24 protein-coding genes are annotated in these 23,103 nt (G+C 72.4%); 6 read left to right on the forward strand and 18 right to left on the reverse strand.

Annotation, left to right across the window (positions count from 1 at the left end):
• Window positions 1-4: 4 nt before the first annotated feature.
• The 6 genes from ABUL08_RS09310 to ABUL08_RS09335 are packed head-to-tail and all read right to left on the reverse strand — an operon-like array spanning window position 5 to window position 5,630.
• A complete protein-coding gene (locus ABUL08_RS09310; protein WP_350936498.1) occupies window positions 5-244 on the reverse strand; it encodes an MbtH family protein in 240 nt (79 codons plus the stop codon).
• Window positions 241-1,521 (reverse strand): MFS transporter, encoded by a 1,281-nt coding sequence (locus ABUL08_RS09315; protein ID WP_350936500.1) that lies wholly within the window; start codon window positions 1,519-1,521, stop codon window positions 241-243. The genes ABUL08_RS09310 and ABUL08_RS09315 overlap by 4 nt, the downstream gene beginning before the upstream one ends.
• Complete coding sequence (locus ABUL08_RS09320; protein ID WP_350936501.1) at window positions 1,518-2,801, reverse strand: glutamate synthase-related protein; 1,284 nt, start codon at window positions 2,799-2,801, stop codon at window positions 1,518-1,520. The genes ABUL08_RS09315 and ABUL08_RS09320 overlap by 4 nt, the downstream gene beginning before the upstream one ends.
• Window positions 2,798-3,805: an asparagine synthetase A gene (locus tag ABUL08_RS09325; RefSeq protein ID WP_350936503.1), complete on the reverse strand. Its 1,008-nt coding sequence runs from the start codon at window positions 3,803-3,805 to the stop codon at window positions 2,798-2,800. Before ABUL08_RS09325 ends, ABUL08_RS09320 begins: the two co-directional genes overlap by 4 nt.
• Entirely contained in the window at window positions 3,802-5,139 is a 1,338-nt protein-coding gene (locus tag ABUL08_RS09330) for a methylaspartate mutase (protein ID WP_350936505.1), read from the reverse strand. The genes ABUL08_RS09325 and ABUL08_RS09330 overlap by 4 nt, the downstream gene beginning before the upstream one ends.
• Window positions 5,133-5,630 (reverse strand): cobalamin B12-binding domain-containing protein, encoded by a 498-nt coding sequence (locus ABUL08_RS09335; RefSeq protein ID WP_350936507.1) that lies wholly within the window; start codon window positions 5,628-5,630, stop codon window positions 5,133-5,135. Before ABUL08_RS09335 ends, ABUL08_RS09330 begins: the two co-directional genes overlap by 7 nt.
• Before the next feature lie 181 nt (window positions 5,631-5,811).
• Between ABUL08_RS09335 and ABUL08_RS09340 the strand changes: the two genes are divergently transcribed.
• The gene (locus ABUL08_RS09340; RefSeq protein ID WP_350936508.1) at window positions 5,812-5,967 is read left to right on the forward strand and encodes a hypothetical protein; all 156 of its coding nucleotides are present in this window, start codon (window positions 5,812-5,814) and stop codon (window positions 5,965-5,967) included.
• 14 nt (window positions 5,968-5,981) lie between these two features.
• Here the strand turns inward: ABUL08_RS09340 and ABUL08_RS09345 are convergent, their stop codons facing one another.
• From ABUL08_RS09345 to ABUL08_RS09360, 4 genes are all read right to left on the reverse strand, one after another.
• The gene (locus ABUL08_RS09345) at window positions 5,982-8,906 is read right to left on the reverse strand and encodes an AfsR/SARP family transcriptional regulator (protein WP_350936510.1); all 2,925 of its coding nucleotides are present in this window, start codon (window positions 8,904-8,906) and stop codon (window positions 5,982-5,984) included.
• A 241-nt stretch (window positions 8,907-9,147) separates the two neighbouring features.
• Window positions 9,148-9,543 carry a hypothetical protein gene (locus ABUL08_RS09350; protein WP_350936512.1) on the reverse strand — a complete coding sequence of 132 codons (396 nt, stop codon included), beginning with the start codon at window positions 9,541-9,543 and terminating at the stop codon, window positions 9,148-9,150.
• A 348-nt stretch (window positions 9,544-9,891) separates the two neighbouring features.
• Window positions 9,892-11,253, reverse strand: coding sequence for an APC family permease (locus ABUL08_RS09355; RefSeq protein ID WP_350936514.1), 1,362 nt, complete (start codon window positions 11,251-11,253; stop codon window positions 9,892-9,894).
• Between the two features lie 122 nt (window positions 11,254-11,375).
• Window positions 11,376-12,338 carry a helix-turn-helix transcriptional regulator gene (locus ABUL08_RS09360; protein WP_350936515.1) on the reverse strand — a complete coding sequence of 321 codons (963 nt, stop codon included), beginning with the start codon at window positions 12,336-12,338 and terminating at the stop codon, window positions 11,376-11,378.
• 57 nt (window positions 12,339-12,395) lie between these two features.
• On the opposite strand from ABUL08_RS09360, the gene ABUL08_RS09365 reads away from it, so the two are divergent.
• Entirely contained in the window at window positions 12,396-13,139 is a 744-nt protein-coding gene (locus ABUL08_RS09365; protein ID WP_350936517.1) for an alpha/beta fold hydrolase, read from the forward strand.
• A 146-nt stretch (window positions 13,140-13,285) separates the two neighbouring features.
• On the opposite strand, the gene ABUL08_RS09370 is transcribed toward ABUL08_RS09365, so the two are convergent.
• The 3 genes from ABUL08_RS09370 to ABUL08_RS09380 all read right to left on the reverse strand — a co-directional run bounded on the left by ABUL08_RS09370 (window position 13,286) and on the right by ABUL08_RS09380 (window position 14,945).
• Window positions 13,286-13,738, reverse strand: a complete 453-nt coding sequence (locus tag ABUL08_RS09370) for an iron chaperone (RefSeq protein ID WP_350936518.1) — start codon at window positions 13,736-13,738, stop codon at window positions 13,286-13,288.
• 44 nt (window positions 13,739-13,782) lie between these two features.
• Window positions 13,783-14,472 carry a VOC family protein gene (locus ABUL08_RS09375; RefSeq protein WP_350936519.1) on the reverse strand — a complete coding sequence of 230 codons (690 nt, stop codon included), beginning with the start codon at window positions 14,470-14,472 and terminating at the stop codon, window positions 13,783-13,785.
• Between the two features lie 116 nt (window positions 14,473-14,588).
• Entirely contained in the window at window positions 14,589-14,945 is a 357-nt protein-coding gene (locus ABUL08_RS09380) for a VOC family protein (RefSeq protein WP_350936521.1), read from the reverse strand.
• A gap of 143 nt (window positions 14,946-15,088) precedes the next feature.
• Between ABUL08_RS09380 and ABUL08_RS09385 the strand changes: the two genes are divergently transcribed.
• Window positions 15,089-17,974 carry an ATP-binding protein gene (locus ABUL08_RS09385; RefSeq protein ID WP_350936522.1) on the forward strand — a complete coding sequence of 962 codons (2,886 nt, stop codon included), beginning with the start codon at window positions 15,089-15,091 and terminating at the stop codon, window positions 17,972-17,974.
• Here ABUL08_RS09385 and ABUL08_RS09390 read toward each other — a convergent pair.
• Both ABUL08_RS09390 and ABUL08_RS09395 read right to left on the reverse strand, forming a co-directional pair.
• Window positions 17,940-18,311 carry a VOC family protein gene (locus ABUL08_RS09390; protein ID WP_350936524.1) on the reverse strand — a complete coding sequence of 124 codons (372 nt, stop codon included), beginning with the start codon at window positions 18,309-18,311 and terminating at the stop codon, window positions 17,940-17,942. The genes ABUL08_RS09385 and ABUL08_RS09390 overlap by 35 nt on opposite strands.
• Before the next feature lie 211 nt (window positions 18,312-18,522).
• Entirely contained in the window at window positions 18,523-18,999 is a 477-nt protein-coding gene (locus ABUL08_RS09395; protein ID WP_350936525.1) for a DUF6326 family protein, read from the reverse strand.
• A gap of 187 nt (window positions 19,000-19,186) precedes the next feature.
• Here ABUL08_RS09395 and ABUL08_RS09400 point away from each other — a divergent pair, with 187 nt between their 5' ends.
• The gene (locus ABUL08_RS09400) at window positions 19,187-20,320 is read left to right on the forward strand and encodes a sensor histidine kinase (protein ID WP_350936527.1); all 1,134 of its coding nucleotides are present in this window, start codon (window positions 19,187-19,189) and stop codon (window positions 20,318-20,320) included.
• Window positions 20,317-20,973, forward strand: coding sequence for a response regulator transcription factor (locus ABUL08_RS09405; protein ID WP_350936528.1), 657 nt, complete (start codon window positions 20,317-20,319; stop codon window positions 20,971-20,973). Before ABUL08_RS09400 ends, ABUL08_RS09405 begins: the two co-directional genes overlap by 4 nt.
• A 148-nt stretch (window positions 20,974-21,121) precedes the next feature.
• Here the strand turns inward: ABUL08_RS09405 and ABUL08_RS09410 are convergent, their stop codons facing one another.
• From ABUL08_RS09410 to ABUL08_RS09420, 3 genes are all read right to left on the reverse strand, one after another.
• Complete coding sequence (locus tag ABUL08_RS09410; protein ID WP_350936530.1) at window positions 21,122-21,493, reverse strand: GntR family transcriptional regulator; 372 nt, start codon at window positions 21,491-21,493, stop codon at window positions 21,122-21,124.
• Window positions 21,490-22,350, reverse strand: coding sequence for a hypothetical protein (locus tag ABUL08_RS09415; RefSeq protein WP_350936532.1), 861 nt, complete (start codon window positions 22,348-22,350; stop codon window positions 21,490-21,492). The genes ABUL08_RS09410 and ABUL08_RS09415 overlap by 4 nt, the downstream gene beginning before the upstream one ends.
• Before the next feature lie 83 nt (window positions 22,351-22,433).
• On the reverse strand, window positions 22,434-22,631 hold the full coding sequence (locus tag ABUL08_RS09420; RefSeq protein WP_350938948.1) for a hypothetical protein: 198 nt from the start codon (window positions 22,629-22,631) through the stop codon (window positions 22,434-22,436).
• Here ABUL08_RS09420 and ABUL08_RS09425 point away from each other — a divergent pair.
• Complete coding sequence (locus ABUL08_RS09425; RefSeq protein ID WP_350938566.1) at window positions 22,570-23,103, forward strand: NADPH-dependent FMN reductase; 534 nt, start codon at window positions 22,570-22,572, stop codon at window positions 23,101-23,103. The two genes, ABUL08_RS09420 and ABUL08_RS09425, sit on opposite strands and share 62 nt — an antisense overlap.

Genomic DNA, 23,103 nt, shown 5'->3' on the forward strand with positions numbered 1-23,103 from the left:
ATCCCTACTTGTCGGTGGCGCGTCCGGTCAGGACGGCCTGGCTCGCGCCGGTGGCGAGGCTCGCCGGGCGCAGGTCGGTCCAGCAGCGTTCGATGTGGTCCAGGCAGGCCTGCCGGCTGTCCTCGCCGAAGGTCACCCGCCACCCCGCCGGTACGGCGATCCGGGCGGGCCAGAGCGAGTGCTGGTTGTCGGCGTTGACCAGGACCAGGTACACGCCGTCCTCGTCCTCGAACGGGTTGGTCACGACACGTCCTCCTTCGGTGCGGTGGTGGGCAGGTCCCGGACGGACCTGATGGGGCCGATGAGCCGGACGAGCTTGCCGAGGATCACGGCGACGGTGATCACCCAGAGCGCCTGCCGTACGCCGAGCTCGGCGCCGAGCCATCCGCCGAGGACCGCACCGACGGGGATGATTCCGAACTGGATAAAGCGCGAACTGGTGTAGACCCGGCCGAGCAGGTGTGCCGGGCAGTACGACTGCCGGAACCCGGTGACCACGACGTTGCCGACGACCATGCCGATCGACGGCACGAGGATCCCGAGGACGAACAGGACCAGGCCCGGCCCGTCCTGGGTCAGCGGGACGAGCAGGCAGAAGGGTGCGGTACCGATCGAGAAGAGCAGCAGGGTACGGGCGGTCCCGAGCCGCCCGGCCACGCGCCGGGCGATGATCGCGCCGAGGAGTCCGCCGACGAAGTCCGCCGCGAGCAGGAACCCGACGGCACCGGGCGCGGCGCCGACGGTACGGATCAGGAAGAGCACCGTGAGCGCGTACATCGCGTTGAGGGTGAAGTTGTCCACGGCGGCGCTGATGGCCAGGATCCGCAGGTACCGGTCCCGTCCCACGTAGCGCAGCCCCGCGCCGATCTCCTGCCGGGTGCTGGTGCGTTCCGCGGCCGGAGCGGGCAGCACCTCCGCGACCCGCATCCGCAGCAGGCACACCGCCGACACGACGAAGGTGACCGCGTCGACCAGCAGCCCGGTCACCGCGCCGGCGGCCTGGGTGATCAGACCGCCCAGCGGCGGCCCGGCCAGGTTGGCCACCTGGTCGGTGCCCTGGAGTTTGGCGTTCGCCTCGGCCAGGTCGGTCTTGTCCACCACCGCCGGCAGGAACGCCTGGTAGGCGGTGCTGAAGAACATCGACGCGGTGCCGGCGGCGAAGGACACCACGATCAGCTGTCCGACGCTCAGCAGGCCGAGCCAGGCCGCCAGCGGCACGCTGAGCAGCACGGCGATCGAGACGGCGTTGGCGGACAGCATGGTCCGTCGGCGCGGGTAGCGGTCGATCCAGGCCCCGGCGGGCAGGCCCATCAGCAGCCAGGGCAGCCACGCCATCGCGTTGATCACGCCCATGGTGACCGGGCTGGCGTCCAGGGTCACGACCGCCACCAGGGGGAACGCCACGCCGGTCACCGCGCTGCCGGCCTTGCTGGTCGCCTCCCCCAGCCAGAGCAGCCGGAAGTTCCGGTGGCGCAGCAGACCGTCCGGTGCCCGTACCGGTGGTGTATCGGTGAGGTTCATGCCAGCTCCACTTCCCGCTGCGACCATTCCGGATGCCAGATGTCCTGCTCGGCGAGGCCGGCCACCGCGTACCGGCCCAGCGCGCTGATCAGGAGCCGCAGTTCCAGCGCCAGGCATTCGACGAGTCGGATCAGTCCCGCCTCCGGGTCGGTGTCGGCGGCCAGGATCGCGGCGCGCCCGAGACCGATCGCGTTCGCGCCGAGGGCGAGCGCCTTGGTGGCTCGCGCGCCCTCCCACATCCGGCCGCTGACCAGCAGGGGCCCGGTGGCCGGCGTCCGGCCGATCCGGCGCAGGCACTCCACCAGCGGCAGGCCGACGTGGTCGAGGAACACCGACGGCGCCCAGCCGGTGCCGCCCTCGGCGCCGTCGACGGTCACCGCGTCGGCGCCGGCGGCCCAGGCGACCTCGGTGGCCTCGGCGATGTCGCGACCGGGTGGCAGCTTCACCCAGACCCGGGCCCGGGGGTAGTTGTTGCGCATCAGGTGGATCTGGTGCGCCAGGATCTCCTGGGTGAACGTGCCGGGCGCGCTGGAGCGCAGCACACTGGCGCAGTCGGCGCCGAACACCGGATCGATCAGGTACTGGTCGCCGAGGCGGCCGGCGGTCCGCTCCGACACCAGGGTCATGCCGCCGAGTCCGGGCTTGGCGCCCTGACCGACCTTCAACTCGAACCCCAGCCGTCCGCTGTCCAGCAGCGGCTGTGCGGACGGGTCGCTGTACACGAGGTTCCACACCTCGGCGTCGGCGTCCTCGGTGCTCTGCTGCACGACCACTCCGCCGAGCCCGTCCGGGACGGTGGCGCAGTACTCGCGCAGTCGGCCCAGCAGCGCGCTCTCGCCGGCCGGTCCGAGCCGCCCGTACCCGTTGACCGGCACGACGTTCTCGCCGATCACCATCGGCAGGCCGAGGGTGCCCGCCTGCCGGGCCACCGCCCGACCGAGGTCCGCGCCGGCCACCTGGGTCGACCCGAAGGCGGAGACGTAGACCGGCAGCGGGGCGGCGAACCCCCCGACGCTGGTGTGCAGCTCGACGTCGCGGTACGTCGGTTCACTGGCCAGGTCGATCAGTTTCTCCAGCCGCAGCGGCATGAAGACCGGCGGTACCAGGCGCAGCGCGTCGAGCCCGTCGGCGGGCGTCCCGTCGCCGGCGCCGAGCAGGGTGTGGCCGTAGCTCGCCGGGGGTGGGAACACCGCCTGGGTGCCGGTGCGGGCCCGGTGCCTGACCGCCTCCTCGGGGAATGTGTCGGCCCGCAGGGCGGCCGGTGTGCCGCTCGTGCTCACGGCGCCACCACCCCGGGCACCTTCGGGTACGCGCTGGCCTGCCACACCGCGTCCAGCCCGGCGACGTAGCGGGTCAGCCGCTGCACGCCGATGCCGAAGCCGGCGCTGGGCGGGATGGTCTCGCGCAGCATCCGCAGGTACCACGCGTACTTGGCGGGGTTCTCCCCCGTCTCCCGCATCCGGGCGACCACGGTGGCGTAGTCGGACTCCCGTTCGCCGCCGCTGATCAGCTCGCCGTAGCCCTCCGGGGCGATCAGGTCGAAGTTGCGCAGCGTCCCGGGCCGGTCCGGGTCCTCCCGGTCGTAGAAGCCGCGGGAGCCCTTGGGATAGTCGGTGACGAAGAAGGGGCGGGCGGCGGCGCGGGACAGCAGTTCCTCGCCGGTCCAGTCGATCTCCGCCGCGGAGCTCTGGTCGTGTCCCATCGCCCGCAGCCTGGCGACGGCCTCGGCGTGGGTGCACCGGTCGAACGGGCCCGCGAGCAGCTCGTCGAACGCGCTGACCCGCCGGTCGAGCACGGCGAGGTCCTCCGCGTGGTGGGTGACCACGTGCCGGACGGCGTGGGTGATCACACCGGTGGCCACCGCGATCACCTCGTCGCGTCCGGTCCCGGCCATCTCCACGTCGATCTGGTGGAATTCCGCCAGGTGGCGGTTGGTGTTGCAGGTTTCGAGGGGTTCCAGCCGGACGTTCGGGGCGATCGAGTAGATCCGGTCGAACGCCCGCAGCGAGGCCTGCTTGTACAGGATGACGCTGGTCATCAGCTTGTAGCGGTGGCCGTAGTAGTCGACGTCGACCTGCTTGGCGCCGCGCGCGCCCGGATCGGTGACGGGGCCGATGATCGGTGCGAGCAGTTCGACGAAGCCGGCGTCCGCGAGGTATGCGCGGGCGGCGGTGAGGATGCCGTGCTGTACCCGCAGCGCGGCCCGGGTGACCGGTGCCGACAGATGCTCACCGGGCGTGCCCGGCAGGGACGGGGTGACGGTGCGTTCGGAGGTGGTGGTCATCGCTCAACTTCCACTCGGGTCGTGGGGGTGTGGCCGGCGTCGCACCGGCGTTCCACATGGGACAGGGCGTTCATCAGGTCGGATGCGGTGAGGGGGCGCGGGCATGCGAGGTCCGCCGGGATGGGCATGTTTCCCGTTCGGGCCCAGCGCAACCGGCCTCGCTCGTCGATGAAGGTGGCGCTGCGGCCGGCGTTGTCGGGGTGCAGGCAGTAGGGGACGTCGAGGTGTCCGCGGGCGAACGCCGACAGCAGCGCCCGGCCGATGTCGGAGTCCAGCGCCAGGGTCGCCTCGATCAGGGTGCTCGCCTCCCGGTACACCTGGCTGAGCAGGTCGTCCGGACCGCCGTGGCCGGTCGGCGCGTCGGCGGGACGGCGGGTGCCGACGTCGGGTCGGGTCCGGTCCGCGGCGGCGGCTGCGGCCCGCAGCGCCGTGACGTTCTCCTGGACCGTGGGGATGCGGTGCGCCTCGGCGGCGGTCTTCACGATCAGCCGGGCGGCGCCGGCGCGTACCGCCATCTCGGCGGCGAGTTCCAGCAGGCGGGTGGCGCCGGGCACGCTGCGCGGGTACACGCCCATGTAGGTGTAGACGACGACGTGCCACTGGAGGTCGGGCAGGTACTCCTCGGCGAGCCGCCGCAGCGCCCGCACTGCGGCGACGTCCTGGTCGGTGTCGGTCTGCTGGGCGTAGCTGAGCGAGACGCTGCGCAGTCCGTGGGCGCGGAAGAAGAGCGCTTCGAGCACGCTCATGGCGACCAGCAGTCCCGGCGGGCACAGCTGGCCCATCAGGCAGCCACCGAAGGTCTCCAGGTGTGGTTCGGGACCGCGACCGGCGGCTGCGGCCAGCGTGTGGCACGACTCGGTCCAGTTGCGGACCGACTCGCGCAGCGGGGTGCGGCCGTAGGGCAGGCAGTAGGAGACCGGGCCGCCCTCGGTGCTGTGCAGGCCGACGTCCAGCAGGGCGGTGAAGATCCGGCGGGGGTCGGCTGAGCCGTGCCGTACCTGGACGGGGAAGTCGGGTCCGTGCACGTCACGCAGCACCGCTCGGGTGGTCGCCGGGTCGTGGGCCACCAGCGGGTAGCCGTTGAGGTCGGTGCCGGCGGCGAGGGCGTCGCGGGCGGCCCGGTGGTCCCCGACGCGGGTGTAGCTGTCCAGGGTCAGGGTGCCGACCGTGACGGCCGGCGCCGTCCGCACCGCGCGCAGTCCGGCGCGCATCCGCTCCGGGTCGCTGAACCCCATGCGCGGTTGCACCACCAGGTGTCCGGACGCGGCGGCCTGGCTGACGAAGTCGCCGAAGGCGCCGTCGGTGACGGCTGCGGGTGTCGGCCCGGTCAGCATGTGACGGCCGCGGGGAGCGAATCGACGAAGGAGCGGAACGTCCGCAGGGTCTCCGCGAACGGGTCCACGTCCTCGCCGGCGACGCCGACCACGTCGTCGCCGAAGACCGCGTCGTAGCCGGCGGCGAGGAGGGTGGCAACGCGGTCCGCGGCGCCCTGCTCACCGGTCACACCGAGCTTGCCGCCGATGACCACGGGCAGCCGCGTGGTGTCGGTCCGCTGCCGCAGCGCGCCGATGAGGCGGAGGCCGTCGTGGAATCCGTGTCCGTTGACGCTGCTGACGACCACCAGGTGGGGAGTGGCCCGTGCGCACTCGTCGACGAGGAGCGCCTCCGGTACGCAGGGGCCGAGGTTGGTGACCTGGTGGCCCCACTCCTGCAGCAGGAGCTGGAGGAACACCAGGTTCCAGGTGTGCGCGTCGGAGGACACGCCACTGATGACGATGTTGAGCCGTGCCGTGACCGGGGCCGCCGTGGCGTCGTGGTTTCCCATGCCGGCAATCCTCGGTGGAGGCTCTATCGGCAGGTTATTGCCGCGTCCTCACCGATCACCGGCGAACATTGCCGGGGTCCGGCCCGACGATATGGGGCCGATAGCACCGCTCCCTAGCGTCAATCGCGTCAACCCGGACCACATCGGGATCAGGTCCGGGAAACCGTCGAAGGAGGCAGTAATGGGCAGCATCCGTCGGGCCATCGCTATCGCAACGCTCGCCGCCGGCATCGTCACCGGTCTGGTGTCGGCAGCCGGGCACGGCACGGGCAACCCCGCGTCGGCCGATCCGGGCACCTCGGCCCCCGTCGTCATGATCGACACTCCGTGGGAGTGACCCGGCCGGCCGCGCTAGGCGCGACCCTCGGGGTCGGAGCGCGTGGCGGGCGGCTGCACCGACAGTGACCGCAGCGCCTCGCGGGCCTTGACCTCCCAGGCCGGCAGGCCACGGTCCACGAAGGTACGCAGGGCCCCGGTCGCCAGCTCGACAGCGTGATCCGGTTCCTTCTCCGAGACCAGCAACGCCAGGTCCAGGCCGGCCCGGGCGACACCGACCTGGTGGAGGATCTTCCGCCCGCTCGTCATCGCCGCCCGCAGCAGTTGCTCCGCCTCGTCCTGCCTGCCCAGCCGGGCTTTGATCACCCCGAGCGCGTGCAGCGCGTAGACCTCCCCGTACACGTCCCGGTTGCCGCGGACCATCTCCAGGACCGTCTCGGTGACCAGCTCGGCTTCGGTGTCCCGCCCCTGCAGGCGCATCGCCGTACCCAGTCGGTGCAGCACCTGCGCCTCCACCCGGGTTCCGCCGACGTCCTGGCAGATCGCCAGCGCCGCGTTCAGGTTGTCGATGGCTCGTCCGTACTCACCCACGTCCAGGTCGATGCGGGCGAGCTGGTTGAGCGCATGGGCCTGGCCGATGCTGTCGCCGACGTCGCGGAAGGCGGCGATCGCCCGGGCGTATCCGGCCGCGGCCTGGTCCTGAGCGCCCTCGTGGTAGTCGACCGACGCCAGATTCCGCCAGACCATCGCGAGGCCGTGGGTGTCGCCGAGGTCGGTGAACGTGGCCAGGGCGGGGGTGAGCACGGCCCGCGCGGCACCGAGGCGGGCCCGGCTCAGGTGCAGCGATCCGAGGGAGCACAACAGCGCGGCCTCACCGCGCCGGTTGCCGGCGGCGCGTACCGCGGTCAGGGCGATCTCGTGCGTCCGTTCCCAGTCCTCGGTGTACCGGTTCGCCTCGAACAGGGTCACCAGGCTCACCGCCAGCTCCCAGCTGAGCTCGTCCATGCCCGCGGCGGCGGCGGCGTCGACCGCGGCGCACAGGTTCAGCCGTTCGTCGTCGAGCCAGCGCAGCGGGTCGTCGAGCGTCGCCGGCGGGAAGCCACCCGGCGGACACCAGCGTGGGGCGGTGCCCCGCAGGACGGTGTAGTCCCCGCCGTAGAGCCTCGCGTGCGCCTGCTCGGCGAGGGCCAGCCAGCCGCCGAGCAGGCGGGTCCGCGCGGCGGCCACCGACGCCGGCTCCTCGTCGGCGGCCAACCGGTCGTGGGCGTAGAGCCGGATGATGTCGTGGAAGGCGTACCGGCCCTCGGCCTCCAGGCCCACCGCCCGCACGTCGAGCATCTGGGTGTCGACCAGCAGGTCGAGCTCCGCGTTGGCCCGGCGCAGGTCGTCGTCCAGCAGCGCAGCAGCGACCCACGGGGGCACGCTGTCCCGGGACGCCAACGCCAGCAGGCGGAACAGCCGGGCGGTCTGCTGCTCCAGTCCGTCGTAGGTGAGGGTCAGGCTGGCGCGCACCATCATCTCCCCGTACGCCAGCTCGTCGAGACGGTGCCGTTCGTCGGCGAGCCGGCCCACCATGGATGCGAGCGACCAGTGGGTCCGGGCGGCCAGTCGGGCGGACACGATGCGCAGCGCCAGCGGCAGGCCGCCGACCACCTGCACCAGGGCGAGGGCCGCGGTCGGCTCCCGGGCCACCCGCTCGGCGCCGACCACGCGGGTGAGCAGGGTCAGCGCCGGGTCGGCGCCGAGCACGTCCACATCGACCAGTTGCGCCCCGGAGATGTCGGTGAGCCGGACCCGGCTGGTCACGAGCACCGCGCACGTGTCGCTGCCCGGCAGCAGCGGGGCGATCTGGTTGCCGGTCGCGGCGTCGTCCAGCACCACCAGGACGCGCTTGTCGGCCAGCAGCGTGCGGTAGAGATCGGCCCGTTCACCGGCGTCGTCGGGGATGCTGGGACCGGGCAGTCCCAACGCGCGGAGGAACCGGGCCAGCACCTCCGCGGGGTCCGCCGGGGTCTGCTGCATGCCGGCCAGGCTGCAGTACAGCTGCCCGTCGGGGAACCGGTCGCGGGCGAGCCGGTGGGCCGCGTGTACCGCCAGTGCGGTCTTGCCCACCCCGGCCTTGCCCGCCATCACCACCACCGGCACCGCGCGGTCGCCCGGCTCGGCCAGTGCCGAGATGATCTGGGCGACCTGCGCGTCTCGGCCGGTGAAGTCCGCGATGTCCGCGGGGAGTTGATGCGGGACGGTCCGGGGCGGGCCCGCCTCCGCGGGCGTCAGACGCAGCGACGGGTCCTCGGCCAGGACCGCGGTCTCCAACCGGCGTAGCTGCTCACCCGGCTCGATCCCCAGCTCGTCGACGGTGAACCGCCGCCCGGCGCGGTAGGCCTCCAGTGCCTCAGCCGACCGGCCGGACCGGTACAGAGCGACCATGAGCTGGCCGCGCAGCCGTTCACGGAGCGGATGAGCAGCCACCAGACCGCCGAGTTCCGCGGCCAGCCGGTGATGACGGCCGAGTTGGAGCTCGATGTCGATGCACTCCTCCAGGGCGCTGAGCCGCTCCTCGCCGAGGGGCACCGCCCGGGCGGACAGCGTCTCGCTGACGTCCCCGCCGAACGCGGGCCCGCGCCACAACGCCAACGCCCGGCGCAGCAGTTCCGCGGCCTCGGTGAGGTGGCCGGAGCGTCTGGCCTCGACGGCGTGGGCCACCAGGTCGCGGAACACGCAGATGTCGACGCTGTCCTCGGGGACCCGCATGAGGTAGCCGGGGGCCTGGGTGACGATGACGTCGGTCAGGCCGATGGTGGCCAGCGTGGCGCGCAGGGCCGACACGCAGATCTGCACCTGGCTGCGCGCCGTCACCGGTGGCCGGTCGGCCCATACCGCGTCGATCAGGGAGTTCACGCTGACGACCCGGTTGACGTCGAGCAGCAGCGCGGCGAGAATTACCTGCTGACGGCCCGGCGGGATGCGTACCGGCGCGTCATCGGGACCAATTTCCATGGGCCCGAGCATCCGGAAGACCACATCGGCGAAGGTGTTACCCGGAAGTCCGGCGTCCATCCCCGTCTTTTTCTTCTCCACGCTGCCTGCGACAACAGCTGCCCGCCTGCGGCAGCGGTCTCACACAGACCGTATCCGGGTGATGGCGCAGTGACAACTTGAGTGGCCGGGGCACCGGCCGGACCGCGGTCGGTCTTCGAGTCGGGTCCGCTGCACCGTTCACAGTGCCGCGGGAGATTCCCTAGCGGGCAGAAGGCGGCGGCCAGGGGGTCCGTGACGACGTGAAGCACTGCCGGTCGAGGAAGAGGGCGTGGTCGGATACGCGAAAGATGTCCACGAAGTCGCATGTCTCGCCGCCGATCGTCAACCGGTACACGGCAGCGAGTTGCCGGTCCGAGCCGAACACGTCGAGCACCGCGTGGTGGACGCTGGACCCCGAGCGGAGCAACCAGGCGAGCATCTCGGGTACGGCTGCCCCGCTGCCGGACCACGTCGGTGGCGTCCCGGACTCGAACAGCGAGGCGTACCCGTCAAGATCTCCGATGTCGAGGTAGGCGTAGCAGAGTCGGACGTGGTCCACGGCCGCCGTCAGCGCTGCATCGATCCGCAGGCCCCGCCGCACCCCGTCCCGGTCCATCCCGACCCACCTCATCCCCTGACCCCCTGTTTCTGATTACGCTCGCACCGGACCCCATCGCCGCGCTATCTCCTCGGCCGCGACGGGGTGGACGCGCGGGTGCCGCAGTGGGCTGCCGGTCGACCGGACGTTGCTGCGGGAGGCCGCGTTCGGCGACCGACCAGGAGCTGCGGCCGGGCCCTTCCGCCGCCGGAACTGCTCACCGCCGGTCCGGACGGCGGACCCGGTTCTGTCGCGACGTCACCGTCCAGTCGTGGATGACCGCAGCCTTCGTCCCGGTGATCGCGATCGTGACTGGCGATCCCAGCAGGAGACCCGTGACCGTCTCGGCGTGGCGCGCCTCGGCCCTCAGCGCCGGTCGGCGTCGCCGCGCCGCGCCGTCCGCCGGCGGACCGCAGCGGTGACGACGTAGAGGACGACCCCCACCGCGATCAGCAGCAGCGCCCGCAGCCACACGGCCCCGTCCTGCTGGCTCAGGAGCACGACACAGGATGCCAGCGCCAGGATCGGCAGCACCACCGGCGTGCGGAAGTGCTGGTGGTCGACCTTGTCGCGACGCAGCACCAGCACGGCGGTGTTGGTGCTGACGAACACCACCAGCAGCAGGAGCACCACCGTGTTGGCGAGGGTCTCCAGGTCGCCGGTGAGGGCCAGGGCCATCGACGCGAGCGTGGTGACCAGGATGGCGGCCCACGGGCTGCGCCGGCGCGGCAGCACCCGGCCGAGGGCGCGGGGCAGTAGTCCGTCCGAGGCCATGCCGTACGTCAGGCGGCTGGTCATGATCGAGGTGAGCAGGGCGCCGTTGGCGACGGCGACGAGCGCGACGAGGCTGAACACCCAGGCCGGCAGGCCGATGTCGGCCACACGCACCACTTCGAGCAGCGGGCCGCTGGACTCCGCCAGCTGCTGGGCCGGCACGGCCGCCGAGACCGTCAGGCCGACCAGCACGTAGACGACGCCGGCGGTGAGCAGGCCACCGAACAGCGCCCGGGGGTAGTTCCGGGCCGGGTTGACCGTCTCCTCGGCGACGTTCGCGGAGGTCTCGAACCCGACGAAGGAGTAGAAGGCGAGCAGCGCCGCACCGAGCACGGCGGGCAGCGCCGACGTGCCGGCGGGCAGCTCGACCACCCGGCCGAGGTCACCGTCGCCGCGGCCGAGCACGAGCGCGCCGAGGGCGATGATGAACAGCAGCCCGGACAGTTCGACCACGGTCATGACGACGTTGGCGCCGAGCGACTCGGAGATCCCCCGCAGGTTGAGGGCCGCCACCGCGGCCAGGAACACCAGGGCGGCCGGCACCGCGGGGACGTCGAGGAACGCGTGCAGATAGTCGCCGGCGAACGCCAGCGCGAGGCCCGCCACGCTGACCAGTCCAGCCGCCAGCATGCAGAAACCCACGACGAAGGAGACCAGGTCGCTGCGGTACGCGCGGTGGGCGAAGACCGCCGCGCCGCCGGCCTTCGGATACTTAGTGACCAGTTCGGCGTACGAAGCGGCGGTCAGCAGCGCGAGCAGCAGGGCCACTGCGAGCGGCAGCCAGAGCATCCCGCCGGTCTGCCCGGCGATCTTGCCGATGAGGGCGTAGATGCCTGCACCGAGCACGTCGCCGAGGATGAACAGGTAGAGCAGCTTGCCGCTGATCGCCCGCTTGAGCTGATTGCCCCGCCCGTCGCTGGTCTCCGCAGCGGGAGCGTCCGCACTGACTGCCATGGCGGGGCCAGTACCCGTGACATGGGCCCGGGAACCAGACCTGTGTCACCGGCCACCGGCGGCGAACAGTCACATGGCGACCTAGATCATCGGTCGAGCAGCTGCTGGGACGCGTGGACCGCTCACTCTCCGGCGTTGGCGTCGGTGAGCAGTCGGGCGGCAAGGGCGCGTACCTCGTCCTTGAGTTCGTCCGGTCGGTCGATCGTGAATGGCCAGCCGAGCCCGGCGAGCATCTGTGCCGCACCGTCGAGCCGCTCGACCCGGGCGGTGAGGCGCACCCCGTTCGGCACCTCGGTGAGCGTGCCGACCGACGGTGGGAGCCGTCGCTGTGCCTGCCCCAAGCTGGTGTGTAATACCACGGAGATGTCGTGCGCGTACGGCACGGCTGCCAGACCGGCAAGGACCTGCGCGGTGGGATCGAATCCGGCCGGGATGTCGAACGCGCCCTGAGCGGGGCGCGCTGTCCCGATCCGGTCGAGTCGGAACGTCCGCACGGCCCGGCGGTTGTGGTCGTGACCGGTGACGTACCACCGGCCGGCGTGGAAGACCAGCCCGTACGGGTCGAGCCGCCGCTCGCCGGACCGGCCGCGCCAGGTGGTGTAGGCGATGTCCACGGGTTGCTGGTGTCGGGCCGCCTCGGCGAGCACCAGCAGCACCTCGATGCCGGGCGGGGCGGGCTTCCGGACCGGTGCCGTGAAGTCCACGGCGTCCAGCAGCGAATCGATCCGCCGGGCGAGGACGGCCGGCAGCACCCGACGGATCTTCGCGGTCGCGCTCTCGGCGGCCGCGCCTTCGCTGGTGACCAGCCCTGCCCGGGTGGCGGCGACGAGCCCGAGCATGACGGCGACCGCCTCCTCGTCGGTGAGCATGAGGGGCGGCAGCTTGTATCCGGGCGCGAGCCGGTACCCGCCGTAGCGACCGCGCCGAGCCTCGACCGGGATGCCGAGGTCGGCGAGGTGCGCGGCGTAGCGGCGGACCGTGCGCTCGTCGACGTCCAGCCGACCGGCCAGGTCAGCGACGGTGAAGCCGCCGCCGGCCTGGAGGATCTCCAGCAACGCCAGGACGCGTGCGGTGGGCCGGGCCAAAAATCTGACTCCTAATCCGGGCGGAACCTGTCCAGTATTGATCGTAGCGTGGGGCGCATGACGACATTCGTACTGGTTCCCGGGTTCTGGCTCGGCGCGTGGGCCTGGCGCCCGGTCACCGCCGCCCTGCGTGGCCACGGCCACGAGGTGTACCCGCTGAGCCTGACCGGCCTGGGCGAACGCGCCCACCTGGCCCGCCCGGACACCGACCTCGACGTCCACGTCACCGACGTGGTCAACCTGCTGCGCTACGAGGACCTCCACGACGTGGTCCTCGTCGGGCACAGCTACGCCGGCGCGGTCGTGACGACCGCCGTCGCCGACCGTGTGCCCGACCGCATAGCCCAGCTCGTGTTCGTCGACACCGGCCCCCTGCCGGACGGGACGGCGAACGTCGACTTCAACCCACCCCAGGAGCGTGAGCGCAACGCGGCGGTGGTCGCGGAACACGGCGATGGCTGGCGGCTGCCACCCCCGCCGTGGGCCGACCTGGCGGCGGGCGCGGCGGATGTGGACGACTCGGTCGTCGCGCTGCTCGGTGAGCGGTCGGTGGCCCAACCGTGGGCGACCGCCACCTCCCCGGTGCGGCTGACCGGGGCGTGGGAGAAGCTGCCCCGCCTCGGCGTGCTGTCGAGCTTCACGATCGAGCAGGTACGCGAGATGGCCGCCGCCGTGCCGCTGTGCCAGCACATGGTCGGCGACTCGTGGCGGTACGAGGAACTGCCGACGTGGCACTGGCCGATGCTGAGCCGACCGGCCGAGCTGGCCCAGATCCTGCACCGGGCGAGGCCGACGGCATAGCTCGCGGTGCCCGGGTGACCGCGCACGGAGGTCACCCGGGCACCGGTGCGCGCTCGATGCCGGGAGGAAGATCCGCCCCCGATCGGCCGGCGCCGGGAAACCAGGGCGCCGGCCGGCACCGGTACGGCGAGGAGCAGGGGTGCGGCTCAGCTCACCGCCCGTGTCACGAGCGCACCGATCCGTGCCTCCACCTCGTCGGTCACCTCGGTCAAGGCGAAGGCGGCCGGCCACATCCCGCCCTCGTCCAGCCGCGCCTGGTCGCTGAACCCGAACGTCGCGTAGCGCGTCCTGAACTTGGTCGCAGGCTGGAAGTGGCAGAGGATTCTGCCGTCCAGCGCGTAGGCGGGCATCCCGTACCAGAGCCTCGGCGCGAGGGTCGGGGCGGCGGCGGTGACGACGGTGTGGAGGCGTTCGGCCATGGTCCGGTCCGGCTCCGGCATCTCGGCGATCTTCGCGAGCATGTCCCGCTCGGCCTCCGCCGCCTTGTCCGCCCGCGAGCCACGGCGCGCTGCCTTCTTCCGCTCGTGCGCGTGATCCTTCATCGCGGCACGCTCCTCGGCGGTGAAACCCTGGTACGTGCTGTCCTGAGTGGTGCCCATGACGTTTCTCCCCCTGTCAGGTCGATGTGCGTGGTGAACGTGCCCTACAGCCCGCTGTTCGGGTCGGCGCCCCCGGCCCTCACGCCGGCCGAGGCGGCCTCGCCAAACCGGCCGGCCGAGGTCGAGGCCGAGGTGGCGGCCTCCCACTGGAAGCCGTCCGGGTCGGTGAAGGTGCCGGCACTGCTGCCGATGGCGAGCCGGTGCGATCCGCTGCCGTCGGGAGAGACACCCGCGTCCTTGGCAGCGGCCCGGCGGCCGTAGAGCGCCAGTTTGACGGGCGAGGTGGCGAACTCGACGTATTTGCGGCCGAAGCTCTTGGCCACGGACAGGCCGCGCTCGACGTAGAACCGCTTGGTCACGGCGACATCGGCCACCCCCAGCAGGAGCACGACGTCGTCGATGTGCCGGGACACCGGTCCGCTGTCCTTCTTCGAGGAACTCGCGATCTTCCAGATCGTGCCGTACGGATCACACAGCACTCCGCCGTAGCCCCAGAACCCCTTCGCGGCGGGCTTCAGCGTCGTCGCTCCGCCGTCGAGGGCGGTGCGGAAGAAGCTGTCCACGATGCTCGGCTGGGACACCACGAGCGACATGGCGAAACCGCGGAAGCCGGTCGTCGGCGCCTGCGCCTCGCGTACGCGCACCCGGGCGTCCAGGTCGAGGGCCGTGCGGTAGAAGGTGTCGGCGGCTGCGGGGTCGGGCACTTCGAGCGTGACAGATTCGATGGAGGACATTCCGGGGTCCCTTTCGTGAGGTCGGATTGCGGTCGTCCTGCTGCGGATGCGACGGGGGTACGCGCGTCGGAGATCTCGCCAGGCGTTCTCGATGACGGCCGGCGCAGAGCCGCCGCTCAGCGGTCCTGGATCAGCCCCAGGACGTTGCCGTCGGGGTCGGTGACGGTGGCCACGAGGCGGTCACCGCCGACGTCGTGCGCGGGCTCGGTCACGGTGGCACCGGCGGCGCTCAGCTCGGCCAGCCGCACCTCGATGTCCGGCACGTGCCAGTAGGCCACCGGTGAGGTCATCCCCTGCGGTCCGCCGCCCGGCACCAGCCCGATGTGCTGACCTGCGGCGTCGAAGCCGACGTAGTAGGACGAGTCGGTGGTGGGCGGCACGCCGAGCAGGACGGCGTACACCGCCTTGGCAGCCGACAGATCCGACACCGGATGCAGCACGGTCCTGATTCCCTGGTGCGAAGAGCTCGTCATGATCACTCCTTCAGGTCCCGGGTCGTCGTCGGCCCGGTCGGTGTGCTCACAGCCTGCCTCCGGCTCGGCCGACCCGAATCCGTGCTGACCACGGATCCGACCACGGAACCCGCACACGGACGGGCTTGCGACAAGATGGTGCGGTGGTTGACGTCTCCCCTCGGGAATCCGAGGTGCTCGCACTGGTCGGAGAACATCTCAGCAACGCCGAGATCGGGGCACGGCTGTACATCTCGGTGCGCACCGTCGAGACTCACGTCTCCTCGCTGCTGCGCAAGCTGGAGGTCCCGGACCGTCGTGCGCTCGCCCAGCGGGCGACCGACCGCACCGGCACCGGGCCGGCCCACCCGGCACCGGCCCTACCGGCCCCGCTGACCTCGTTCATCGGCCGGGTGAGTGAGCGGACCGAACTGACCGAGCTGATCAAGGGGAACCGTCAGGTGACCGCGGTCGGCCCCGGCGGAGTGGGCAAGACCCGACTCGCGCTGGCGGTGGCCACGGAGGCCGCCCGCACGTACGCCGACGGGGTGTGGTTCGTCGACCTGGTACCGGTCGGCGAACCTGACATGATCGCGACGGCGGTCGCCGGCGTGCTCGGCCTCGGCGAGCAGCCCGGCCGCGACATGACCGGGTCCGTCGTCGCCGCGCTGGCCGACCATCACGCGTTGCTGGTGCTGGACAACTGCGAGCACGTGGTGGACGGCGTGGCGCGGTTCCTCGACCGGCTGCTGGCACGGTGCCCGGGAGTGACGGTGCTGGCGACCAGCCGGGCCCGGCTGATGGTGCCGTTCGAGCGGGTGTACCCGGTGCCCCCGCTGTCGCTGACCGTCGACGGCGAGTCGGACGCGGTCGCGCTGTTCCTGGAACGGGCGGCGGCGGTGGGCCCGCCGCTGGATCCTCGCCTGCGCAACCGGTTGGCCTCGATCTGCGAACGGCTGGACGGCATGGCCCTGGCGATCGAGCTGGCCGCCGCCCGCTACCCCACCCTCGGGCTGGACGGCGTCACCGCCGCCCTGTCCCATCCGCTCCGGATGCTCACCGGCGGCTCCCGTGCCGACGACCGGCACCGATCGGTACGGGCCACCCTGGACTGGAGCCACGCCCTCCTCGATCCGGCCGACCGGGCGCTGCTACGCCGCGTGTCGGTGTTCGTCGCGCCGTTCACCGTGTCGGCGGCGGCGCAGGTCGCCGCGGCCGAGGAAGGCCTCGTCGCCGACCAACTGGCCCGGCTCGCCGGACAGAGCCTGTTGGTGGTGACGCCCTCACCGGGCGGTACGCAGTACCGGGCGCTGGAGACCATCCGGCAGTACGGGGCGGAGCGCCTCACCGAGGCCGGCGAGCTGATCGACACCCGGTCCCGGCACCTCCACTGGTGCCTGGAACAGGTCGCCGGACTGGCGGTGGAGCGAGCGGACTGGCGTACCCGGTTCGACCCGGTGGCCGACGACCTGCGTGCCGCGCTGGCCTGGGCGGCGGACCGGCCCGAGCAGCGCACGAACGCGTACCGGCTCGCCCGACACCTGGCGGAGCTGACCTTCACCCGGAACCTGATCGGGGAGTCCCAGCTGCGTTACGAGCAGGCGGCCGCGCTCGCGGACGACCCCGCCGCCGCCGCGTCGATGCTCCGGCACGCCGCCGCCGTGGCCGGCTGCCGGATGCGGGGCGAGGACATGTACCGCTGCCACCGGGCGGCCGCGGAGGCCGCCCTGCGGTCCCGGGACACCGCCGGCGCCGCCACCGACCTGGCGACCGCCGCCACCAGCGCGTACCGGTTCTGGAGCAAGTTCGAACGACTCCCGTCACCGCAGGAGGTGATCGCACTCGTCGCCGAGGCGCGGGACCTGGCCGGTGACGACGGGGCCGCCCAGGCCGCCGTGGCACTGGCCGAGGCCGCGGTGCTCACCGACGCGTTCGGTGCGGCTCAGGGCCCACCCGACAACGCCGTCGCGGAGACGATCGCCCGCGCCGAGCGGGCGGTCGCACTCGCCCGGCGTACGGGCGACCCGCTCGCCGAGTCCGCCGCGCTCGACGCGCTCACCGGCGCCCAGTGCTGGGCCGGTGAGACGTTCGCCAGCGCGGCCACGGCACGACGCCGGGTCGCGCTGCTGACGTCCCTACCCGCCACCCCGGCCAGCACCCATGAGCTGCTCGACGCGCTCGGCAACGCCGCCGAGGCCAGCCTCGGCGCCGGGGACCTGCCGGCCGCCCGACGCTGGGCACGGCAGATCGCCGACCATCCGCTGCTGGCGGAGGTCAGCCACCGTGCCACGAGTTGGCTGCTGGTGGCCGACGCGTTGGCGGGCAACGTCGACGAGGTGCTCGCCGGCGGTGTCCGGTTCCTCGAAGCGTGGCAGCGGGCCGGCAGCCCGGCCAGGTCGATCCTCGCGCCGGCCGCTGCCGGCGTGGCGATGATCCACGGCCTGCGCGACGACCGGGACGCCCGCCGCTCGTGGAACGCCGTCCTGGAGCAGCTCGGCATGCCACCGGAGCACGTCTACGGCTACGGGGCCGTCTTCGACGCGATGCTCCTGCTGCACCAGGGGCGGGCACCGGAGGCGCTGGAACGGATGGCACCCGAGCCCGGCGAGGTGTGGAAGTGGCTCACCTGGATCTGGCTCCACTGGTATGTGGCGCTGCGCGCCGAGGCCGCCGTACTCGCCGGAAGTCCCGATGCTCGCGACCGCCTGACCGAGGCCCGGACCGTCGTGGCCGGCAACCCCGTCGCCGAAGCCCTGGTGGAACGGGCCGAAGCCCTGCTCGACGGTGACCGGGAGGCGTTGCTTGCCGCGGCCGGCGCGTTCGACGCCGTCGGCTGCCGCTACCAGTCCGCACGCACTCTGGTGTTCGCCGGCGGCGCCCACGCCGAGCGGGGCGCCGCCGTGCTCGATGCCCTCGGACTCACCCCGATGGACCCCCGCCACCGTGGGGCGGACCCTCACGTAGCGACCGCCGCGGCGCACCACACCGGCCAGCCGGCACGAGCCCGGGGTGGGGTCAGGTCACCGGCGGTGCCCAGTCAGGGAGTCTGATCAGGCAGAACGGGTGACCGGCCGGGTCGGCGTACACATGATCGCCGGACAACCGCCGCGCGCCCAGCGCCAGCACGGCCTCCCCCGCCGCGGCCTGGTCGTCGACCATGACGTCGAGGTGCATCTGCTGCGGCACCGCCGGCTCCGGCCACGTGGCCGGCGTCAGCTCGGCAGCGCGCTGGAACGCCAGCCCCGACGCCACCGTGCTCGGCGACACCACCACGAAGTCCTCGTCGGCGTAGGTGATCGCATCGCCGAGGACCGCGCTCCAGAACCGCGCCTCGACCATCGGATCCGGGCAGTCGATGATCAGATGGTGGAGCCGACCGATCGGCATGGGGAACACCTCCGTCCACAACCGGCGTCTCGGGCCGTCTGTGACGGCAGATGTACCCGGGCCACTCCCGGCCGACCCCCACGTCGCCATTCAGGTGCCAAGGCACGCCCGCTTCGCCGTGACGATGGAGATCTCCACCCCGGTATCGACGAAGGCGACCAGAGACGCGCTCGAAGGCCCCGGCCACTGCGGGCGACGCCTGCCCGGAGCGTCACACCCGGGCCTGGGCGAGGTCGCGACCGGCGGTGGCGCGAACGGTCCGGGGCCAGGTCCACGCGGCGCGCAGGATGAAGGCCAGGAGCAGCACCTCGAGTCCGATGGACAGGCCGTAGAAGTAGGCGTAGGTCCAGGGCTCGCCCTGCGCGTTGTACACCGAGACGGGGATGTAGAGCGTCGCCACGACGAGGTTGGTGGCGCGGTTGACCCGGGCGGGCAGAGTCGCCGAGAGCAGGATCATGAGGATCGGGACGGCCACGAGCGTGAGCGCAAGGGCGACGAAGGTGGGGCCGGTGTCGAACTCGTGAACGACGCCGGCCTGGATGTCGTCGAGGAAGCCGGGCTTGTACAGGGCGAGGTAGTCGACATAGATGTAGAGGAACATGAAGCTGGTCCAGGCCGCGGCGAGCTTCGCCTCGACGGGGATGTGCGCTTCCTGGAGCGCACCGGTTGCTCTGTCGGTTCTGGTCATCACGTCTCCTGGGTGCGGGCGTCAGCCGGGCCGGCTCACGCGGTGCCTCCACCATGACGAGCGGCGACGGGCAGCACCTCCGCTTGCGGGCTCGAGCTGTCCCGGCCCCAGGCACGGGACGGCCGCCGTACTTTCGACTGATCCGCCCGGCCGGCGGCTCCCTTACGTTGTCCGGAAGGGGGGAAGCATGGTTGCTGGGATCTGGGCTGAGCCGCGCCCCGCACGCCCGCCGGTGCGGGTCTGGCGGGACTGGGTGCTGTCCTCGGCTCTTGTCGTGATCTCGCTCGTCGAGGTGGTGCTGCGCGACGACAGGGCATGGGCGCCGCTGCTGGTCGGTGTCAGCGTCGTGGTCGCGGCGTGCCTGCTGTGGCGACGCACGCGGCCCCTGGCCGCGGTGACCGTTGCCTTCGGAACCGTTCTCGCGTTCGACCTCGCGAGGATCGCGTTCATCGATACCACCGGACTGCTGGGCACCGCGGGGCTGCTCGTGCTGCCCTACGCCCTGCTGCGCTGGGGGTCAGGTCGCGAGGCCGCCCTCGGGCTCGGTGTCATCCTCGTCTGGCTACCCGTCACCCTCATCGCGGAGCCGACCTCACCCGCGGAGAAGGTCGCCGGTTACGGCTTCTTCCTGTTCTCGGCCGCGCTCGGCGCGGCGGTGCGCTACCGCACCAGAAGCCACGACCGCGACATCGAGCAGGTGCGGCTTCACCAACGCAACGAGATCGCCCGCGAGCTGCACGACACGGTCGGCCACCACGTCGTGGCCATCGCCGTCCAGGCACAGGCAGGTCGCGCGCTGTCCGCCGCAGATCCGCAGCGCGCGCTGGCCACCCTGGTCACCATCGAGGAAGAGGCGTCCCGGACGCTCAAGGAGATGCGCGCCCTCGTCGGCGTGCTGCGCGACGGAACGGACGCCGACCTCGCCCCCCGGCGAGGGGTGATGGACATCGAACGACTCGCTCGTCCCGGCGGCGAGGTGCTGGGCGTCCGCGTGCGGATCTCCGGTGACGTGGCGGCCGTGGAGCCGGCAGTCGGCACCGCCCTCTACCTGATCGCCGCCGAGGCGGTCACCAACGCGACCCGCCACGCCTCCGGCGCCACCCGTGTCACCGTCGACGTCACCGCGTCCCGCAGCCGGGTGCACCTGCGAGTGTGCGATGACGGCGAGGCGGGCACGACCGGATCCCCGCACGCCGGCTACGGGCTGCGCGGCATGGCCGAGCGGGCGAGCCTGCTCGGCGGCAGCCTCCGGGCGGGACCTGACCCGGACGGCGGCTGGAGCGTCGACGCCTCGCTGCCCCGGACAGCGGGCGCGTCATGACCATCCGTGTGCTGGTCGCTGACGACCAGGACATCGTCAGGGCAGGGCTGTGCATGATCCTGGACGCTCAACCGGGCATCGCCGTCGTCGGTGAGGCCGCCGACGGCCGCCGGGCGATCGCCATGGCCCGTGCGCTGCGTCCCGATGTCTGCCTGCTGGACATCCGCATGCCCGAGGTCGACGGGATCGAAGCCACCCGTCAACTCGCCGGGGCCGACGTCCCCGACCCGCTGGCCGTCGTCGTCATCACCACCTTCGACCTCGACGAGTACGTCTACGGCGCGCTGAAGGCAGGCGCCCGAGGCTTCCTCCTCAAGGACGCCGGCGCCGAGATGCTCACCCAGGCCGTTCACGCCGCCGCCCGCGGCGACGCCCTGATCGCACCGAACATCACGGCGAGGCTGCTGTCCTCCTTCGCGAACAGCCGCTCGCGCCCGGTGCCACCCGAGCCTGTCGAGCCGCTGACCGCTCGCGAGGAACAGGTCCTGCTGGCTGCCGCTCGCGGGCGGACCAACAGCGAGATCGGCCACGAGCTGTCCATCAGCCTCAGCACCGTCAAGACCCACATCGCCGCCCTGATGCGCAAGCTCAACGCCCGCAACCGCGTCGAGATCGTCGTGTGGGCCTACGAGACACGGCGCGTCGACACCTGATCCGCGTCCGCCCACTCGAATCGCGAAAGCAGGAGGGCCGGTCGTGTGTCACGGTGCTCGGCGCGCCGAAGGATCGACCACGGGGTCGGCGGCAGCCGACCCGTCACGGCTCCGACGTCCCGCGGGCGCGCTGGTCTCTCGGGTGGGATCAGGTGCCCAGCACCGCCGCGACGGCCGCGCGGATCTGCTCGTCGTCCGCGCCGAGCAGCCGGGCGTCGCGGACGAAGGCGGCGGCCCGCTCGTGCAGGACGGCGGCGGGTGGGCGGGACCGGGCGGCGGCCACCCGGGTGCCACCACCCCGGCGCGAGACGACCAGGCCGGCCGACTCCAGTTCCCGGTACGTCCGGGCCACGGTGCCGACCGCCAGCCCCAGGTCGGCGGCGAGCTGGCGCAGCGGCGGCAGGCGGTCGTCCGGCGCGAGCACCCCGTACTCGATCAGGTCGGCGAGCTGCCGGCGCAGTTGTTCGTACGGCGGGGTCGGGTCGTCGGTGTCGACGGTGAGGGTCGGCCGGTCGGTCACGACGCGACCCCCGCCGCGGTGGTCCTCTCCGGAACGAGGACCGCCGTGGTCCACCAGACGGTCAGGGCGATCACCATGGGCCACGCGACCAGCAGGAACCAGCCCACCGGCCGACCCCAGGAGGGGCCGCAACCGGTGGAGAGCAGCGCCCAGGACGCCGTCGCGGCGACCCCGGCGAGTGGTAGGCCGACCAGGATTCCGCCGGCGCCGGTCACCGCACGGGCGGCCCGTCGGCGCGAGGCGTCGTCGACGGCGATCAGGTCGGGGGTGCCGCCCGGCCGTGGCCGGCGGACGATGTTGCGGAGCACGACGTACGCGACGGCCAGGCCGAGCAGCACGACGACGGCCAGCGGCACCGAGTAGAACGCTCCCGGCCACGGCCCGTGGGCCTCGACGGTGGGCGGGCAGCGCAGCTTCAGGGCCCGGCCGGGATTCCCGGCGTCGTCGGGGCCGCTGTTGGCGGAGGTGACGGCCAGCAGGGCCAGCAACCCGACCGCCGCGACCCCCACCGCCCGGCTCATCCTGCGTGGCAGGTAGTCCTGAACGGTGCGGACCTCCAGCGCCGCCGTGCGCGTCGGGCCGCCGGGCGGGGCGACGCTGGCCTCGCCGATCAGCACCCCCACCAGGACGCAGAGCCCGAACACCGGGGCCGCCAGCAGCGCCCCCAGGTCGGGGGAATCGGCGGTGGCGACCGCGACGCCGAGCGCCACCCCGACGGCCACCCCGATCCACCGCCACCTCGCTGTACGCCGGATCGCCCCCCGGGGCGGGCCGTCCGGCGGCCGGTGGGACGGGCGGGCCCGCAGCCACGCCACGGTGAGGGTGACCGCGGCGAGAACGAGATACAGCACGGTCACGGTGATCGGGATACCGCCCACACGAGCCTCCATCTTGTACCATCAGCTTGACACAATGATGGTCCTGCCGCCGGAGGCTTGTGTCAATAGGTTGGCACAAAGCTGCGGTCGTCGAGGGAGGCGCCACCCCGCTGCGGCAGGTCCGGAACAAAGATGTGCCGTGCAGGATCGCGGCGTTGCGTGACGGCGGAAGGTGCTGAGGTGACCGCGACAACTCGGATGGTTCTGGTGTCAGGCAGCACTCGGGACGGCTCCACGAACACCGCGTTGCTGCGCACCATGAAAGCCTGTGCACCCCAGGACGTGACAGCAGAGCTGTACGGCGGGCTCGTCGACCTGCCCGCGTTCGTTCCCGGCGGGGACGAGCAGCGGGACCACCCCGCGGTCGCCGACCTGCGTAAGCAGTTGGCGCGGGCGGACGCGGTTGTCTTCAGCACTCCGGAGTACGCGGGGACACTGCCGGGCAGCTTCAAGAACCTGCTGGACCTGACGGTCGGCACCGGCGAGCTGAACCGGAAACCGGTCGCCTGGGTCACCGTGGCACACCCGGGCCGGGGCGACGGCGCGCAAGCCACCCTCGCCACCGTGCTGCGGTACGTCGACGCCGACGTCATCACCTCGGCGTGCGTGCGGCTGCCGGTGTCGCGCGACTCGGTCGGCCCGGACGGGATGGTGACCGACCCCGTCGTCATCGACGGCATCGCGGCGATCTTCCGTCAGATCCATGCGCACCTCGACGCACAGGCAGAATGA

The organism is Micromonospora sp. CCTCC AA 2012012, assembly GCF_040499845.1.
Classification (GTDB): Bacteria; Actinomycetota; Actinomycetes; order Mycobacteriales; family Micromonosporaceae; genus Micromonospora; species Micromonospora mangrovi.

What these genes read in the sequence shown, in the direction of transcription:
- ABUL08_RS09395 (WP_350936525.1), bottom strand. Translation starts at nt 18,999, where the DNA reads ATGACCAGAACCGACAGAGCAACCGGTGCGCTCCAGGAAGCGCACATC.
- ABUL08_RS09375 (WP_350936519.1), bottom strand. Translation starts at nt 14,472, where the DNA reads ATGTCCTCCATCGAATCTGTCACGCTCGAAGTGCCCGACCCCGCAGCC.
- ABUL08_RS09420 (WP_350938948.1), bottom strand. Translation starts at nt 22,631, where the DNA reads ATGGTGCGCAGCAACGCGGTGTTCGTGGAGCCGTCCCGAGTGCTGCCT.
- ABUL08_RS09350 (WP_350936512.1), bottom strand. Translation starts at nt 9,543, where the DNA reads ATGGACCGGGACGGGGTGCGGCGGGGCCTGCGGATCGATGCAGCGCTG.
- ABUL08_RS09325 (WP_350936503.1), bottom strand. Translation starts at nt 3,805, where the DNA reads ATGACCACCACCTCCGAACGCACCGTCACCCCGTCCCTGCCGGGCACG.
- ABUL08_RS09390 (WP_350936524.1), bottom strand. Translation starts at nt 18,311, where the DNA reads ATGCCGATCGGTCGGCTCCACCATCTGATCATCGACTGCCCGGATCCG.
- ABUL08_RS09315 (WP_350936500.1), bottom strand. Translation starts at nt 1,521, where the DNA reads ATGAACCTCACCGATACACCACCGGTACGGGCACCGGACGGTCTGCTG.
- ABUL08_RS09405 (WP_350936528.1), top strand. Translation starts at nt 20,317, where the DNA reads ATGACCATCCGTGTGCTGGTCGCTGACGACCAGGACATCGTCAGGGCA.
- ABUL08_RS09365 (WP_350936517.1), top strand. Translation starts at nt 12,396, where the DNA reads ATGACGACATTCGTACTGGTTCCCGGGTTCTGGCTCGGCGCGTGGGCC.
- ABUL08_RS09400 (WP_350936527.1), top strand. Translation starts at nt 19,187, where the DNA reads ATGGTTGCTGGGATCTGGGCTGAGCCGCGCCCCGCACGCCCGCCGGTG.
- ABUL08_RS09330 (WP_350936505.1), bottom strand. Translation starts at nt 5,139, where the DNA reads ATGCTGACCGGGCCGACACCCGCAGCCGTCACCGACGGCGCCTTCGGC.
- ABUL08_RS09345 (WP_350936510.1), bottom strand. Translation starts at nt 8,906, where the DNA reads ATGGAAATTGGTCCCGATGACGCGCCGGTACGCATCCCGCCGGGCCGT.
- ABUL08_RS09340 (WP_350936508.1), top strand. Translation starts at nt 5,812, where the DNA reads ATGGGCAGCATCCGTCGGGCCATCGCTATCGCAACGCTCGCCGCCGGC.
- ABUL08_RS09380 (WP_350936521.1), bottom strand. Translation starts at nt 14,945, where the DNA reads ATGACGAGCTCTTCGCACCAGGGAATCAGGACCGTGCTGCATCCGGTG.
- ABUL08_RS09355 (WP_350936514.1), bottom strand. Translation starts at nt 11,253, where the DNA reads ATGGCAGTCAGTGCGGACGCTCCCGCTGCGGAGACCAGCGACGGGCGG.
- ABUL08_RS09370 (WP_350936518.1), bottom strand. Translation starts at nt 13,738, where the DNA reads ATGGGCACCACTCAGGACAGCACGTACCAGGGTTTCACCGCCGAGGAG.
- ABUL08_RS09425 (WP_350938566.1), top strand. Translation starts at nt 22,570, where the DNA reads ATGGTTCTGGTGTCAGGCAGCACTCGGGACGGCTCCACGAACACCGCG.
- ABUL08_RS09335 (WP_350936507.1), bottom strand. Translation starts at nt 5,630, where the DNA reads ATGGGAAACCACGACGCCACGGCGGCCCCGGTCACGGCACGGCTCAAC.